General features: G+C 41.0%; 18 protein-coding genes. 4 read left to right on the top strand and 14 right to left on the bottom strand.

The window, feature by feature from the left end:
* Nucleotides 1-52 precede the first annotated feature (52 nt).
* From spoT to PE36_RS05260, 9 genes are all read right to left on the bottom strand, one after another.
* Complete coding sequence (spoT, locus tag PE36_RS05220; protein ID WP_006030913.1) at nt 53-2,176, bottom strand: bifunctional GTP diphosphokinase/guanosine-3',5'-bis pyrophosphate 3'-pyrophosphohydrolase; 2,124 nt, start codon at nt 2,174-2,176, stop codon at nt 53-55.
* A 255-nt stretch (nt 2,177-2,431) separates the two neighbouring features.
* Nucleotides 2,432-2,707: a DNA-directed RNA polymerase subunit omega gene (gene rpoZ, locus PE36_RS05225; RefSeq protein ID WP_006030914.1), complete on the bottom strand. Its 276-nt coding sequence runs from the start codon at nt 2,705-2,707 to the stop codon at nt 2,432-2,434.
* 59 nt (nt 2,708-2,766) lie between these two features.
* Complete coding sequence (gene gmk / locus PE36_RS05230) at nt 2,767-3,393, bottom strand: guanylate kinase (RefSeq protein ID WP_006030915.1); 627 nt, start codon at nt 3,391-3,393, stop codon at nt 2,767-2,769.
* Between the two features lie 169 nt (nt 3,394-3,562).
* Entirely contained in the window at nt 3,563-4,081 is a 519-nt protein-coding gene (locus tag PE36_RS05235) for a hypothetical protein (RefSeq protein WP_006030916.1), read from the bottom strand.
* A gap of 143 nt (nt 4,082-4,224) precedes the next feature.
* Complete coding sequence (locus PE36_RS05240; RefSeq protein WP_006030917.1) at nt 4,225-4,584, bottom strand: glutathione S-transferase N-terminal domain-containing protein; 360 nt, start codon at nt 4,582-4,584, stop codon at nt 4,225-4,227.
* Nucleotides 4,585-4,751: 167 nt separating this feature from the next.
* Complete coding sequence (locus PE36_RS05245; protein ID WP_006030918.1) at nt 4,752-5,984, bottom strand: NADH:flavin oxidoreductase/NADH oxidase family protein; 1,233 nt, start codon at nt 5,982-5,984, stop codon at nt 4,752-4,754.
* A 108-nt stretch (nt 5,985-6,092) separates the two neighbouring features.
* Complete coding sequence (locus PE36_RS05250; RefSeq protein WP_006030919.1) at nt 6,093-6,692, bottom strand: TetR/AcrR family transcriptional regulator; 600 nt, start codon at nt 6,690-6,692, stop codon at nt 6,093-6,095.
* A 47-nt stretch (nt 6,693-6,739) separates the two neighbouring features.
* A complete protein-coding gene (locus PE36_RS05255; protein ID WP_006030920.1) occupies nt 6,740-7,390 on the bottom strand; it encodes a hypothetical protein in 651 nt (216 codons plus the stop codon).
* Between the two features lie 66 nt (nt 7,391-7,456).
* Nucleotides 7,457-8,725, bottom strand: a complete 1,269-nt coding sequence (locus PE36_RS05260; protein WP_006030921.1) for a dicarboxylate/amino acid:cation symporter — start codon at nt 8,723-8,725, stop codon at nt 7,457-7,459.
* A gap of 177 nt (nt 8,726-8,902) precedes the next feature.
* Here PE36_RS05260 and PE36_RS05265 point away from each other — a divergent pair, with 177 nt between their 5' ends.
* A complete protein-coding gene (locus PE36_RS05265; RefSeq protein ID WP_006030922.1) occupies nt 8,903-9,787 on the top strand; it encodes a LysR substrate-binding domain-containing protein in 885 nt (294 codons plus the stop codon).
* A 36-nt stretch (nt 9,788-9,823) separates the two neighbouring features.
* On the opposite strand, the gene PE36_RS05270 is transcribed toward PE36_RS05265, so the two are convergent.
* Nucleotides 9,824-10,312, bottom strand: a complete 489-nt coding sequence (locus tag PE36_RS05270; RefSeq protein ID WP_232286532.1) for a hypothetical protein — start codon at nt 10,310-10,312, stop codon at nt 9,824-9,826.
* Nucleotides 10,313-10,471: 159 nt separating this feature from the next.
* Here PE36_RS05270 and PE36_RS05275 point away from each other — a divergent pair, with 159 nt between their 5' ends.
* The 3 genes from PE36_RS05275 to PE36_RS05285 all read left to right on the top strand — a co-directional run bounded on the left by PE36_RS05275 (nt 10,472) and on the right by PE36_RS05285 (nt 12,639).
* Nucleotides 10,472-11,377 (top strand): winged helix-turn-helix domain-containing protein, encoded by a 906-nt coding sequence (locus PE36_RS05275; RefSeq protein WP_043993986.1) that lies wholly within the window; start codon nt 10,472-10,474, stop codon nt 11,375-11,377.
* Nucleotides 11,378-11,673: 296 nt separating this feature from the next.
* Entirely contained in the window at nt 11,674-12,297 is a 624-nt protein-coding gene (locus tag PE36_RS05280; RefSeq protein WP_006030925.1) for a porin family protein, read from the top strand.
* 51 nt (nt 12,298-12,348) lie between these two features.
* On the top strand, nt 12,349-12,639 hold the full coding sequence (locus PE36_RS05285) for a hypothetical protein (RefSeq protein ID WP_052298055.1): 291 nt from the start codon (nt 12,349-12,351) through the stop codon (nt 12,637-12,639).
* A 102-nt stretch (nt 12,640-12,741) separates the two neighbouring features.
* Here PE36_RS05285 and PE36_RS05290 read toward each other — a convergent pair whose 3' ends face one another.
* From PE36_RS05290 to PE36_RS05305, 4 genes are all read right to left on the bottom strand, one after another.
* Nucleotides 12,742-13,416: a YceH family protein gene (locus tag PE36_RS05290; protein ID WP_006030927.1), complete on the bottom strand. Its 675-nt coding sequence runs from the start codon at nt 13,414-13,416 to the stop codon at nt 12,742-12,744.
* Nucleotides 13,416-14,024 (bottom strand): cob(I)yrinic acid a,c-diamide adenosyltransferase, encoded by a 609-nt coding sequence (gene cobO / locus PE36_RS05295; RefSeq protein ID WP_006030928.1) that lies wholly within the window; start codon nt 14,022-14,024, stop codon nt 13,416-13,418. The genes PE36_RS05290 and cobO overlap by 1 nt, the downstream gene beginning before the upstream one ends.
* Nucleotides 14,025-14,096: 72 nt before the next feature.
* On the bottom strand, nt 14,097-14,342 hold the full coding sequence (locus PE36_RS05300; protein WP_006030929.1) for a YdcH family protein: 246 nt from the start codon (nt 14,340-14,342) through the stop codon (nt 14,097-14,099).
* A gap of 64 nt (nt 14,343-14,406) precedes the next feature.
* Complete coding sequence (locus PE36_RS05305) at nt 14,407-15,609, bottom strand: multidrug effflux MFS transporter (RefSeq protein WP_006030930.1); 1,203 nt, start codon at nt 15,607-15,609, stop codon at nt 14,407-14,409.
* Nucleotides 15,610-15,625: the final 16 nt, after the last annotated feature.

Consider the following 15,625-nt stretch of genomic DNA (forward strand, 5'->3'; position numbering starts at 1 on the left):
TATCATTGAACTAACACTTTGTTATACACGCATTACATTGCTAGTTGCAGGTTTAGTTATAACTGCGTGATATTTTTAGTACGTCTTGCAGGGTGCGGATCTTCTTCATGACATCGGCCACATGTTTACGGTTTTTCGCGGTAATGAGAATATCAACGTTATACACACGGGCATCTTTTTCGTCGGTAACAATGTTATGAATATTGGCGCCAGTCGAGGCTACTGTATTGGTCAGTTTTGCTAATACACCTTGGTGATTAACGACTTGAATACGGATCTCGGTTTTAAACTCTTGACTAGGGTCGATATTTTCATCCCATTCAACAGGGATATAACGATCCGGTTCATTTTGATAACCGTGAATATTACGACAGGTCTCAATATGTATCACCAGACCTTTACCTGGGCTTAAATGGGCCACAATGGCATCACCTGGAATTGGGTGACAGCAGTTAGCAAAACTAACGAGCATGCCTTCTGCACCCTTAATCGGCATTTTGCCTTGTTCTTCCGAGCGCGGTGTAAGGTCGGTAAGTTCATCTACCCGGCCTTGTAGACGACGGGCAATGACAATGCTCATCATGTTACCTAAACCGATCTCGATAAGCAGCGCATCTAGGTTTTCGCACTTCGTATCTGCCAGGACTTGGGTTAAATTGTCTGCGGCTATATCATCAATTTTGACCCCGTTGAGGGCATGATTTAAGAGACGACGACCCAGGATGATCGAATCTTCGGTGCGCATGTTTTTCAATTGCTGACGGACACTAGCACGCGCTCTACCGGTGACAATGAAGTTTAACCATGCTGCATTTGGACGCGCACCTGGTGCGGTAATAATTTCGACAGTCTGACCATTTTTCAACGGTTGACTAAGCGCATGTGGCTGACGGTTTACACGCGCGCCTACACAAGTATGACCGACATCAGTATGGATTGAATAAGCCACGTCTACTGGGGTTGCACCGCGTGGTAATTCGATGATCTTACCTTTCGGGGTGAACACATAAATCTCATCTGGGAACAGATCGGTTTTCACACTTTCGATAAATTCAAACGATGAACCAGCGCTTTGCTGTAATTCGAGTAAGCTTTGCATCCACTTTTGTGCACGTAATTGTGCGGTGGTATTAATTTTGTCTGCACCTTGTTTATATGACCAATGCGCAGCAACACCACGGTCAGCCATCAGATCCATATCTTTGGTACGGATTTGAATTTCCAGAGGTACGCCGTGTGGGCCAACCAAGGAAGTATGCAGAGATTGATAACCATTGGTTTTTGGAATGGCAATATAATCTTTAAAGCGGGTTATCTTTGGTTTGTACAAACTGTGCATTTGGCCAAGCACACGATAACAAGTATCAAGGTCTTCAACGATGATCCTAAACGCATAAATATCGACTACTTCATGGAACTGAACGCGTTTCTTTTTCATCTTGTTGTAGATACTAAAGATCAGTTTTTCGCGGCCATGAGTCGTCGCTGGTACACCTGCTTCGGCTAAACGGCCTTCAATTTCTTGACTGATGTTAGACATGACTTCTTTACGATTTCCCCGCGCTGATTTGACTGATTCAGCAAGAATACGGTAACGCATTGGGTACATGGCTTCTAACCCAAGTTCTTCTAATTCATTTTTTATATTATGAATACCAAGGCGATTAGCAATCGGGGCAAAAATTTCTAATGTTTCGCTAGCAATACGGCGGCGTTTGTCAGGTCGTAATGCGCCTATGGTACGCATGTTGTGGGTGCGATCGGCCAGTTTGATTAAGATAACGCGAATGTCTTGCACCATCGCCATGAACATTTTGCGGAAATTTTCTGCTTGTGCTTCTTTGCGATCGCGGAATTTTAGCTTATCCAGCTTAGAGACACCTTCAACCAATTCAGCCACTGTGCTGCCAAATAATGACGCAAGGTCTTCTTGCGTTGTTGGGGTATCTTCAATCACATCATGGAGCAGGGCTGCCATAATCGTTTTATGATCAAGACGCATTTCAGCAAGAATTTCAGCAACGGCAACGGGGTGAATAATATAAGGTTCACCCGTACTTCTTTTTTGAGGTAGGTGCGCTTCCCGCGCGACTAAATAAGCATGCTCAATGAGTTCGACTTGTTCAACCGATAGATAGGTTGATGTCGTTGCTTTTAAATTTGCGAATATATGCAAGTACAGCCTCGTTACTGAAAAGTTGATATAAATGAGATGGTATTATTAGCAAGATAATCAAAAGTGGGAGCAATTGCACCTTTAAATTTACATCTTGGTCATATTTCTGCCAACTCAATCTAGAATTAGCAATTTGGGTATTGGGAATATAAAAAAGTATAAAAACTTATAAATCCGTTTTTGGCTGGATCATAGGTATTAAAAAAGGTGCAATATGCACCTTTTTTATAAAATCATCAAAAAGATGATTTGGTATTAACCACGACCTTCAGCGATTGCTGCTACTGCTGCAATTTGCTGTGCTTCGTGTTCTTGCTGCTCTTGACGATCGCCAGCATCCATCAATTCGTTAGTAATTAGACCTGCTTCAATTTCACGAAGGGCGATTACAGTAGGCTTATCATTCTCTGGTGCTACTAGAGGTTCTTTACCATGAATCTGTAATTGACGAGCGCGACGTGCCGCCATTAATATTAGGTCAAAACGATTACCAACCTGTTGTACAGCATTTTCTACAGTTACGCGTGCCATGCAGGATCTCCCAGTGAATTAAGTCTAAAAAATGACGAGAAACTATACTTTATTTTTGCCTAATTAACCAGCAAATCTTTCATTATTACATTGTTTTTTGCTGCTTGCTTCGCTGAACCGAGTCGTTCGGCACGTACAATCGCGTGCAGATCTTCGAGTGCAGTCGCAAAATCATCGTTAATTATAAGGTAATCATATTCATTATAGTGTGACATTTCAGCTTTTGCTTCGGCCATGCGATTAGCAATGATCTCATCACTGTCTTGACCGCGACTATTCAGGCGACGCTCTAATTCTTCACGACTGGGTGGCAGGATAAAAATACCGCGCGCATCAGCCATTTGTGCTTTGATTTGACGTGCACCTTGCCAGTCGATATCAAGGAAAATATCAATACCACGTGCTAATGTGTTTTCAATCATCACGCGTGATGTACCGTAGTAATTACCGAATACTTCAGCCCATTCAAAAAACTCGTCGTTTTCTATTTGCTGCTTGAAATCAGCAACTTGGATGTAGTGATAGTGAATTCCATCAACTTCACCAGGGCGCATTGCTCGAGTCGTGTGAGAAACTGACACTTTCATATCGCTGCTTGGGTTTGCATCTAAAAGTGCTTTGATAAGACTTGATTTTCCTGCGCCACTTGGAGCGGATACAATAAATAGAGTGCCTTTACGTGCCATGGTGAGCCTTTGATGAGCGTTAAAAGCGATCCAAGATAGCATAAATACAGGGGGGAATTAAACTGCTTTAATGCTTTACTCTGTCACAGCCACAAAAAAGAGTTGTAAACTGTGCACTTATTATGTGACTCCAGCAACTACTTAATGGGTGAGTGGTGTTGATGACCGGTTAGTTACCGATATTTTTAATGGCGTTATCGAGTTGCTTGCCGTGGTTGTCCATTAATGTTTGAATATTTTTGGCATCTTGCAAGGTATTAAACGCATTGGCGAGTGGGTGTCTCAGTAGGGTGTCGGTGGCAGATGTTTGCGGTTGCTCATTTTCGCCTGTCATTGCTGCAGTATGTGATTTGTTATTAACGGCTAGAGATGAGTTGGCTGTGATCGTGATCGCGTTGGTTTGCGCGTTCTGGTTGCGATTGGGTTGGTTGTTCTCGTCGTCGGTAAAGTGCCATTGACCTTGGTCATCTTGCCAGCGATAAAGCGTAACTGATTTGGGGCTGTCATTACTGTCTGCAAATATTTCACGTTGAGTATTGCTGATACTGGTTGTTACTTGCGCAAAGGCATGGGTAATATCTTGTTGAATAACGGCGGGAGTTAGTGATTTTTGTCCATCAGGTTTGCTAATAAAAAACAATGAAATGACGGCGCAGAGCATTAACGAGATCAAAAATTTATAAAACATAGCTATCACAATCCTTGTTTAGCTGTTGTTTAAACTATTTAGATTTTACCAATTGCACTAAACAGCAATCTGCTGGTTTAGTGCAATTGGCTGTGCACTTATTTAGTTAAAAAAGAGACTCATTTAGTTAAAAAGAGACTAAATTAAGCAAATTTCTTTTCTAAGTGTGCAATGATGTCATTTGACTCATACATCCATTGTACTTGACCGTTTTCTTCAATACGCAGGCAAGGTACTTTACGTCGACCACCTTGTTGCTCAAGTTCGTTACCAAACGTGGCATCGTTTTTCGCATCACGTACTGTGATATCTAAGTTTAAACGTTTCATGCTACGGCGTACTTTTACACAAAATGGGCAAGCCTCAAATTGGTAAAGTGACATGTTATTAATCTCACTATCAACCTTTGCTTGTTCATCCGCAGGACGTTTCATGCTTTTTGGTGAAAAGATGAAATTAAGCGTTAAAATAAGACGACCTAGTAACCAGCGAACAACTTTCATGAATAAATACCTTGTGAAAATAGGGTGAATTTTTCGGTATGCTAACACATTTATAGCCAGTTAGGCGACGTCCAGCGCAGCCCCCTACTGTATAGCAATAGGGCACTGAACTTAGACTTGATTAGTTATTCTTTATAATCAGGACGATATAAATGTGTTCGCCGTGATTAAGCGCGGCGTTTTTTAAATGCGTAGATCCCGGCTCCATAGAGGGTTTTGAAAAACACCGGCCAAGTACCTAGATCTGCTTTTGGCTGTTGTTGTTTAGCGATGCGCGCAAGCTGGGCTTCGTACCAGGTGATATCTAACATGGCGATGCGATCAATGGCTTTAACACCCGTCGTAAGACTCGGTAAGCTAATTTTATGATCATCAGATGCCATCAACTTATTCGGTAGCTGCGTATCTAACGACATAGGACGCGCTAGTCCAATAAAGTCAGTGGCATTGCTTTGCAGCGCTGACAACATAGCTCTACTTGAGCGGAAACCGCCCGTCACCACTAACGGTGTATCGGTAATTGCACGTACTTTTTCAGCATAACTGAGGAAGTAAGCTTCACGCGCTAACGTTGATTTTTTTACTTTGTGGCCAGTCATGGTTGGACTTTCATAAGTACCACCACTGATCTCAATTTGGTCGATACCGGCATCGGATAATGCTTTTACTACTTGCATCGATTCTTCTTCGGTAAAACCACCGCGCATGAAATCGGCAGAATTAAGCTTAATACCAATCGGGAAGGCATCACCCACTTCGGCACGTATTGCTCGATAGATAGATAATACAAAGCGCATGCGGTTTTCAATCGTGCCGCCCCATTGGTCATCACGTTGGTTGTGACGTGGAGACAGGAACTGATTAACCAAATAACCGTGGGCACCGTGAATTTGAACCCCTGTAAAACCGACTTGCTTGGCCAGTTTTGCGCTGGTTTGGAACTGACCTATGATATTCACTATCTCTGATTCCGTCAGTGCGCGTGGGGTATTAAAGCCTTTTTCTAAACCATTAGTTAATGGGATCGCTGATGGGGCAACAGGCTCGGCATTAATAAAGTTGGGTGTTTGTTTGCCGGGATGATTTAACTGCGCCCACAATTGGGTATCGTTAACACTGCCTTGTTGTGCCCAGTTTTTAAATTCAGTTAAATCGCTTTTTTCATCGAGTACCACTTGTTTTGGTTCACCCAGTGCATTGCGATCAACCATGATGTTACCGGTAATCGACAGACCTAAACCACCTAACGCCCAAGCGCGGTAAAGTATCGCCAGTCCAGGTAGCGGGTTATGTAACGCATCACTAAGCTGTTCGCTCATGGCTGACTTAAATAAACGGTTTTTAATAAACGTGCCATTTTTTAAGGTGAAACCTTGCTGTAAGGTAATTGCTGTTGTCATTATTAATCCTGTTGTAAATAAGTCATTAGACCGGTCGTCTTAACTGTGGGCCGAAAAAAGCGATATGACCATTCAACTGATAATATCGCCGTCTGCTTGTTAAGTTAGCTAGTTGGTTTTTAAAATGTCATCAAAAATGAAATCAGTGATCTGCGTGAGATTATCGGTATTACCGGCGATCTTCATTTCGATTAAACTGCCTTCCCACGCTGTCCACATTAATGTCGCCAGCTGCTTTGCAGGTAAGTCAGTGCGGATCAATTGCTGTGCTTGTGCATCACTGATCAATCCAGATAATAATGTGTTCAGTGCGTTCACCGAGCGTTGCATTGCTTGCTGGCATAACTCACTCGAGTCACCAATATCGTTAGCCACACTCGCAACCAAGCAACCTTGCTTACCTTGGTGCTCACTGTATTTTTGACGACCTTTTTCGAACAGCGCGCGCAATTTTTCAATTGGGTTCAGGTTCGCGTCATCCAATAGCGGCTGCATTTGTTGCGCTTGTGCGTGCATGTCGGCTTCGATTAGCTCGGCAACAAAGGCTTCTTTGCTCTTAAAATAATTATAAAAGGACCCTTTCGGTACTTTCAGCTCATCTAGGATCTGTTTTATCCCAGTACCGTGATAACCGTGTTGAGAGATATGCTTGATACCAACTTCAATCAGGGCTTCGCGGGTATGTTCGTTTTGTTTAGGTCTTGGCATTTGGTTATTCTATGACCGATCGTCTTTAAATGCAATCGTTAGGCGGATTACATGTAAAGACGCTTAACTTTATGCGCGTAAAAAGCAATGAAAGCATAACAAAGTAGCTCGACTGTCTCTTCGGAAATGTTTTTTACATCACGGACATAGTGCTCCTCCATCACCGCTTGCCAAAAATCACCCATGCCATAAAGCCGTGAAAATATGAATAGCAGCACAATAAAGGTAATAAGCGTTTGCATGTTCTTATCAGCGAGTAAGGTCGACATTTGCTCGGCTAACTTGCCCTCCCGCAACGCATATACCACACACCAAAAAGTGACATTTAAAGCGGGATAAATCCAAAATCCATGGAAGATAAGATCAAAGTAGGCGTCAAACTCTCTGATCAGTAACACCGCAAAAAAACCACTGACTAACATTGTTGCTCGAGGTAGGTAATTAGCGCGTTTTAGTTGATAAAAACACAGTATTGAAAATAATAACAATACTGCCTGTAATAATTCAGTAATGGATTGTTCACCTAATGAATTTTCTAACCAGAAATAATCTAATCGTTGTACTGCTATCACGGATAAACACAATAAAGTCGTGATCATTATGTTTTTTACTGTCTGTAAAATAGCAGTATTATTTTGTTTATTATTATCAATCAGTGCTGTGTTATTCGATGAAATCGGATTCATTTCTATATTCATTGGAACCTCAAGTAATCAATCATCCGTGTTAATTAAATCCTGTAAAAATAATGATGATTTTGCTGATTAGCTTTTATTCTGCTGCCATTTATCAACAACCAGCGCAGCGACAAGATCGCCTTCGACATTGACCGCGGTTCTGAATGTATCCAGCGGGCGTTCGATAATAAGCAAGATCGCGATACCTTCGAGCGGAATACCTGCAGCTAGCATTACTAATTGCATTCCAGACATAGAGCCTGATGGCATACCCGGTGCGCCGACTGACGATACCATTGCCATGATGAATATCATCACGATGCCAGTGGTACTTAAATCAATCCCAAATAACTGGGCCAGGAAGATAGCGGCAACCCCTTCAAATAACGCGGTACCATCCATGTTCATGACTGCGCCAAGCGGTAATACAAAACTACTGGTACTTTGCGATATACCCAGTTCTTGCTCTGCCGCTTGCATTGATAACGGTAGTGTTGCCGAGCTTGATGAGGTTGCAAACGCCATCGCTAGTGGTGCTGATATGGCTTTAAATAAGGTGCTAAATTTAATACCGGTAAAAATTTTGGCTAAGGTCGGTAAGACAATCAGACCATGAATAAGGGTGAGTACAAATACCAGTAATGCAAACAACGCCAACTGACCAAATAAACCAGTATTACCGCGGACGGTAAATTCAAATACGATAGCAAAAACAGCAATCGGCGCGAGACGGATAATGCCTTGGACTAATTTATTTAACCCTTTATTCAAACCGGCGATAACATCAAATACCACATGTTTTGGTGGTAATGATAATAATAACGATACCGAAAATAACAATGAGAATAGGACTATTGCTAATAAGTTGCCGTTAACCAAGGCTGAAAACGGATTCACGAGCGCCATAGCCAATAACTTAGCGGTAATGCTGGAGCCAGTTACTGTATCTTGTTCGATAAGCCTGATGTGATCTGCGACGGTCACTGGTTCCACAAGCGGCTGCCATTCCGGCATTAATAGCGCTGCACCAAGCCCTAAGCTGATGGCGATAATCGACGTTAGGCTATAAAAAATCAGCGTTCTTACACCCAGCGTTTTTAATTTTAGCGTTGAGCCTATATTGGTAATGCCTTGCATTAAGGACAGCATCACCACCAAGCCGATGACCATTTTTAGCAAGCCGATATACGTGGTTTTTCCTAACAAGATTAATTGATACCAAGTTTGTTTTGTAACGTGTTCTGTAACTGGTTCGGTAATATTGGCGACGGCTGGCATTATTGTGGCAAAAAACCAAGCCAAAATAGCGGCAGTCAGTAATTGCAACGGCAATGAACGCTTGATCGTGGATAACATAATCTGTCTCGTTAGCGTTACTGGATATCAGTAAATGAGGCGCGATTATATTGGAGTTATTCGATAATGATAATGAGCCTGATAAGCAAATCACTTTTACTGAGTTGTAATAATGTAGGTTTATTGTCGGTAATAACTTATAATTGTTACCTAACGATTGAATAAGAGCATGGATAAATGAGTGATTGGTCTGGTGTCAGTGAGTTTGTTGCGGTTGCAGAAACAGAAAGTTTTACCGCGGCGGGAAAGCGTTTAGGGATCTCAACTGCGCAAGTGAGCCGACAGATATCTGCACTTGAAGAGCGGTTATCGGCAAAGTTATTTTACCGCACCACGCGTAAGGTATCGGTGACTGAAGTAGGCGGCATTTATTATCAACATTGTCGCCAAGTCATGGATGGATTGGCCGATGCAGAGCGCGCGATCACCAATTTACAAAGTACCCCAAAGGGTAAATTAAAAATAACTGCCCCGATCACCTATGGTGAACGCAGTGTTGCGCCATTAGTGAATGATTTTGTGACGCAATATCCTGAATTAGAAGTACAGCTGGTATTATCCAATCAACAAATTGATTTAATCGATGAAGGTTTTGATTTAGCGATCCGTTTGGGTCAGTTAGGTGATTCGACAATGATCGGGAAACGTCTTGCGACCCGTAAACAATATGTTTGTGCGGCACCTGAGTATTTAAGTGCGTTTGGTGCGCCGCATACCTTGTCAGAATTAGATCGTCATAACTGCTTGTCTGGCACATTAGACTACTGGCGTTTTCAGGAAAAAGGCAAAGCCCGTAATATTCGTGTGAAAGGGAACTTTAGTTGTAATAGTGGTCCGGTATTAGTGGATGCTGCACTGAAGGGGATGGGTATTGTGCAATTGCCAGATTATTATGTGCAAGAACACATTAATCAAGGTCAGCTCATTGAATTACTACCGAACTACCGCGAGCCAGATGATGCGGTATGGGCGTTATACCCACAGAATCGTCATCTATCACCGAAAGTACGTATGTTGGTAGACTATTTAGCTAAAAAGTTAGCGTTGAAGCCTACATCATAAAGTGAAAATTGTTTATCGCTGAAATCTTTTTAGCGCTTAATGGAGCCAACAAATGTGATTAAATACTTCGCTATTATTAGCGGAGTAAAAATAAAGGAAATTACCTTCACGTTCAATCTTATAATCTATCGAAAAGTCTTTATATAGCAATTGATCATTATTAATGACGTCATCAGAATGCTTTTTTTTAAAAATAACATCGTTGAAAGTCATCGATAAGTTATTGCCTTCTAAAACATATTTACCTACGAAGAGTAAGTCTGCGGTTTCGGTTTGAGCATTTTTATTCTTAACCAATATCCTATCTTTAATATAGAAATCACTTTTTGAGCTAAACGTATAAAGCATTAATTCATTTATACTGCTGTATTTTGAATATGCATTCGTTGCAAATCCTACTTTTTTCAAGTCACATACCCATTGACTACCAGCTAAGCTAATATTGGAAGTAATTAACATTTTACCAAGTAAAATAAAAAATAAAATAAGATTTATAATCATTAGTTTAGTTAAATATATTGTCACTCGACCACTACTCCGTTGATTCTTATTTTTGTTGCCTAACTACAAGATATAAATAGTCAACAGTATAAGTTAAGAACTTACATTATAATGTATTATATACAACTTTATTGCTCGAGATGAAGTAGGCCATCATTTCCACTTAACAAAATGCAGGAATTAATGATTCATAAACAACCAGTAACCCAACATATCAGTATTGATCCTGAAATGCGGGCCATAACTTGCCTTCTTTCAAGCATTACAGTGAACATGCGTCCTTTGCCCTTTAGAGTGCTAATGCACTTATTAAAAAATCAAGATAAATGCATTTCTAGAGATGAGTTATTCGAAGAGTGCTGGCAAGGCGCAGTTGTTTCTGAACAATCATTAACGAATACGATTAGTTATATAAGAAATAAGATAAAGAAACTAGAGTCTAATGAGTTGAAAATCAAGACCATTAGCAAAAAAGGATACTCATTAGTAATTACTTTAAATCATGAATTACCCGAAAATAATCATAATGGAGATCTTAAAGATAGAGCTGAAGAGTCGGGTGAAACACAAGAGTTAGATAAAGTTATTGAGCTAGATGATAGCCCTGGTGACAGCGATAAAGACAATGGCTTTAATCGTATATTAAGTGAGAATGAAAAAATAAATTTACCAGCAGTTAAGGGTGTCTACATAAGGGGTATGTGGTTTTTTGTTAATTTAATGTTGATATCGACGTTGATTTTTTTAATAGCAAAAAACAATAAGGGTAACGCATCTTTTATGGATGAAAAAAACTATCAACGTTATGAACTGGGTAATATTGATGTCTATATTAGTGATCCTGATGGATTACTTGTTGAGGGTGAATTTAGAAAAGAATTGGATGGTTCAAACCTAAATTCATGTGATATAAATAAGGTCTATATTAGGGTTTACTCCTCGCCCTACAATAAAGACAACATCGCGATGAGTGCTTTTATCATAACCAAAAATAGTGAAAGTCAGAATATTATTAACTACAAACTAGTGGAGGGGGAACTCTACAACTCTATATTAGAATCTATTCAAGATGATGATTTGTGTCATTGATCTACTAAGACCCATTAGCCTCTAAAATTTGACCACTGAAACCTAAGGCAATCAATTTTGCACTAAGCATTATACTTTACCGTCATTTTTATAATGAATATATAACGAATAATAAAGTCTGGTGCTTGTTTGAGTTTGGTTTAACGCCACCTGAATGTTTTTAGTTGTTTTAATACATGTGTTTATGTTGTTTTTTCGAAATTATAAAGATGTTTCATTTTTGTTTGTTTTTTTTAAACAATTAGTTTTATTCTGATGCCCAGATTTAGATTGAAATTCAGATTAAAAGGTAAGTAATGAAAACAACAATGATGGTAACAACAGCTTTAATGTCGGTATTGATGGTAAACACTGCATCGGCTAATGAATCAAGAGGCTTTTATCTTGGTGGTGCAATCGGTACTTCTGGTATTGATGATGGTGGATTAGTTGAAAAATCATTGGTTCCAATAGAGGTTAAAGCTGAGGATTCTACCTATAAAATCATTGCAGGTTACCAGTTTAATAATATTGCGGCGATAGAAGCACAGTATACAAACTATGGTGATATTAATTTCAGTTCTCCATCGCCATTATATCCTTCAGGTAAGTATTCATGGACCCCGACGATATTATCGTTAAGCGCGAATTTAGGTTATACCTTCGCTAACGGTATTCGCCCGTTTGGTATTATGGGTGTCACTTCTATAGACTTAAATGAATCAACACAAAATATATCCGGTAGTGATAATGGCGGAGGCGTTCGATATGGTTTTGGCATCGAGTACACCCCATATAACCCGTATGAAACATACATTGATGTTAGCTTTCGACTTGGCTACGAAGCCGATTATTTCACTATTGAAACGGGTGTAAGTGAAGTCGGTGATAAAGATATCGTTTTAGATTCTTACTATGTAGCGGTTAATTTTCGCTTCTAAGTACTCCCTTTCATTTTATTCTAATAGCCGACTTAGATTGAAAGGTAAGCAATGAAAACTGCAATAATAATGACGACAGCGCTGATGTCGTCATCATCAATGGTAAGTACTGTATCGATTAATGAGCTAAGAGGTTTTTATTTTGGTGATGCAATGGTTTCTTCTAAAAGTGATGATGGATTACTTGCAGGAGAAGTATTTACAGCAACAGCCAAGATAGAGACGCCTTGTACAAACTATGGTGATAGCTGCATGGGGTCCCCACTGAAAAAATTTAGGCGTACACGCGTTAATTCCAATTATATTATTTTTAAGCAAAAAACTAGATTATCTCTTCGATAATGGTATTTGCCAGATCTAAGTTTCAGAGTGTCTCAATAGTTTGAATAGGGCGTCCAAATCCGTGAACTCAGACCCCCTTTGTCATTTGAGGAGTTAAAACATTTATTTGATTAATAGATCTACAGTTTCTTGTAATTCTGTTAACTGCGCTTTAAGCGTAGCGACTTCTTGTTCAAGTTCATCAACACGCGTTGTTAATACGTCATTTTCATCGGCGCTGATGTTTCTCGTTAGTACAGGGCTATCCGTTGCGGTAGCTGTTGACGCGGCGGTACCACTGAAGAGATGCGCGTAGCGGCAAGCGCTCTGACCTGGTTCACGGTCGAGCTTTACTACAAACGGGTGCAGCTCATGATTAATCAGCTGTTCTAATGCCGTTTCAACTTCTTGTACATCATTGAATTGGCATTGACGTGCAGAACGGGTTCTTAGCTCGCCCGGTGTTTGTGGCCCACGTAAAAATAGCAAGGTTATGATCGCTAATTGTTGTGGGTTGAAACGAATTTTACTGAACTCGGTATTACCAAAACGATGGCGAATTTTAGCGCCGCGTTTACCGCCATGCTCATCATTCACCACTAAGCGTTTTTTGACTAAATCATCAACAATGTTTTGTACGTCGTCTTGGCTTAATGACAGTACTGGCTCACGACTGCTTTTTTGATTACAGGCCGAGGTTAATGAGTTCAACGATAACGGGTAGTTATCTGGCGTGGTATGTTCTTTTTCGATTAACGCGCCTAATACGCGGGTTTCATGTAGTGATAGTTCATCCATTACCAGTCGATCCCTATTTGCGCTTTAATACCTGAGCGAAAGGCATGTTTTTCTTCTCTGACTTCACTCACCGTGTCGGCGATTGCGACTAGCTCTTTATGGGCGCTGCGGCCGGTGACGATAACCGTTTGATCGACAGGGCGGTTGCGAATAGCGCTAAGCACTTCTTCCAAGTCTAAATATTGGTAACTGAGCATGTAAGTCAGTTCGTCTAATAGCACCATTTTAAGATCTGGATTAGCTAACATCGCTTTAGCATGAACCCATGCTGTTTCTGCGGCGGCGATATCTGCGGCTTTATCTTGGGTATCCCAGGTAAATCCGGTTTTCATGGCGTGATAAGGCATATCAGGACGTACTTGCTGGATAAATTTAACTTCACCGGCTTCCCAAGTGCCTTTGATAAATTGCACCACGCCTGCATTAAAACCATGGCCAATACAACGAATAACATTACCAAAACCAGCGCAGGTTTTACCTTTACCATTGCCCGTCATCACGATCAAAATACCACGTTCTTTCGTGGCTTTATCAACACGTTTAGCGACAGTGCTTTGGATTTTTTGCATCTTTTGTTGGTGTTTATCTTGGCTATTTTCTTCCGTCATTACGCATTCCTTTTATGCCTTGAACTGTTAACTTCAGTGTAAGGCTTTTATCATTAAATGGAAGTAGATAAGTTAAAAATCACCTTGAATTAGTTTTTGATAAATCTGATCTTTTAAGGCAACTCGGCGACTTTTTAATTCGCTAAAGTGGCTGTCTGTGGTGGGGATATCACTGGCTTCAAGCCCGTAAATATGATGATCGAGTTTATGATATTCTTTGGCGAGGGCGGAAAATTCGGGATCATCGCTTTTTAATTTGGCGATATCGATGGCATGCTCTGGAAATTCGTGTGGAAGAGGATGTTTTTCATTTTGCATTATGATGACCTTGTAGTGATGAACGGATCCTTTTTAGTTTAGTCGAACCCGTTCATTGCGGCATTTAATGCGTTGTTTGTTCCTGGTGCCAGTGATCAAGACGTGGCGTTAGCATGATGGCCAGTAATACCAGCGATAAACCACCCATCAAGACGATCACTGCGTAAGGGGCTGTTAAATCAGTTTGTTGGATTAATCCGGCAAGCAATGCTGCACCACTCATTTGGATACAACCTAACATAGCCGCGGCTGTGCCTGCGCGTTCGCCAAATGCGGCCAATGCCATGCTTGTTGCTGGCCCTAGCAATAAGGCAAAACCAATGCAAAGCAACATCATAGGTAACATAAAGCTAAAGGCTGCAGCCATACCCACTGTTGGTCCCCATTGTTGAACTGCAAGTTGTAATGCCGCTGATGATAACAAGGCAAACAGGGCAATAATAACCGTGGGGCGATTACCAAAGCGTTTGATCACTAAAGGTGCAGCAAAACAAGCGGCGATATTCACGATGGCATTCAGACCAAATAAAGCACTAAACTCTAACTCTGCGATGCCTAAATTGCGGATCAGCCAATCGGGTGCATAGGATACATAGGTTAAAATTGAAGCCATACCAACCATGCAAGCAACGGCATAAAACATAAAGTGCGAGTCGTGTAATACTGGTTTAAAGCGATCCCAGTGATAAAGCGAACCTGAGGTGTCGGTATTATCGGGGCGCGTTTCTGGTAACTTGTTAATGATCAACGCCAGTATAATTAAGCCGTATATCGCCATGAAGATAAAGGTAGAGCGCCAGCCAAACTGCAGTGCTAACAGACCACCTAAGGTTGGTGCTAATGCTGGGATAACACAAATCACACCATTCAAATAACTGTAATAATGCGCGCTTACTTTAGAATCAAAGCTATCGCGCACAGCACTAAATACCACGATTGAAGTGGCACAAGCGGCGATACCTTGTAATACACGCGCTATTTGTAACCAATGAAATTCAGCGGCACCAGCGGCAAGCAGACTGCTTAAGCAATACAGTATGACCCCGCCAATCGCGACAGGACGGCGACCAAAACGATCGGCCAGTGGCCCAATTAATATCTGACCAACACCCATGGCAAATAAGAATAAGATTAACGTTGATTGCATTTCACTTGAGGACACCTGAAACTCGGTTGCCATGGTCGGCATAGAGGGCAGGTAGATATCGATGGCGAGGGGGCTTAACACCACCATAGCCATTAAAATAGGTAATATATTTCGGCGCATTGTTATTCTCAAATAA

The sequence above is a fragment of the Moritella sp. PE36 genome (assembly GCF_000170855.1).
In the GTDB taxonomy this organism is placed as follows: Bacteria; Pseudomonadota; Gammaproteobacteria; order Enterobacterales; family Moritellaceae; genus Moritella.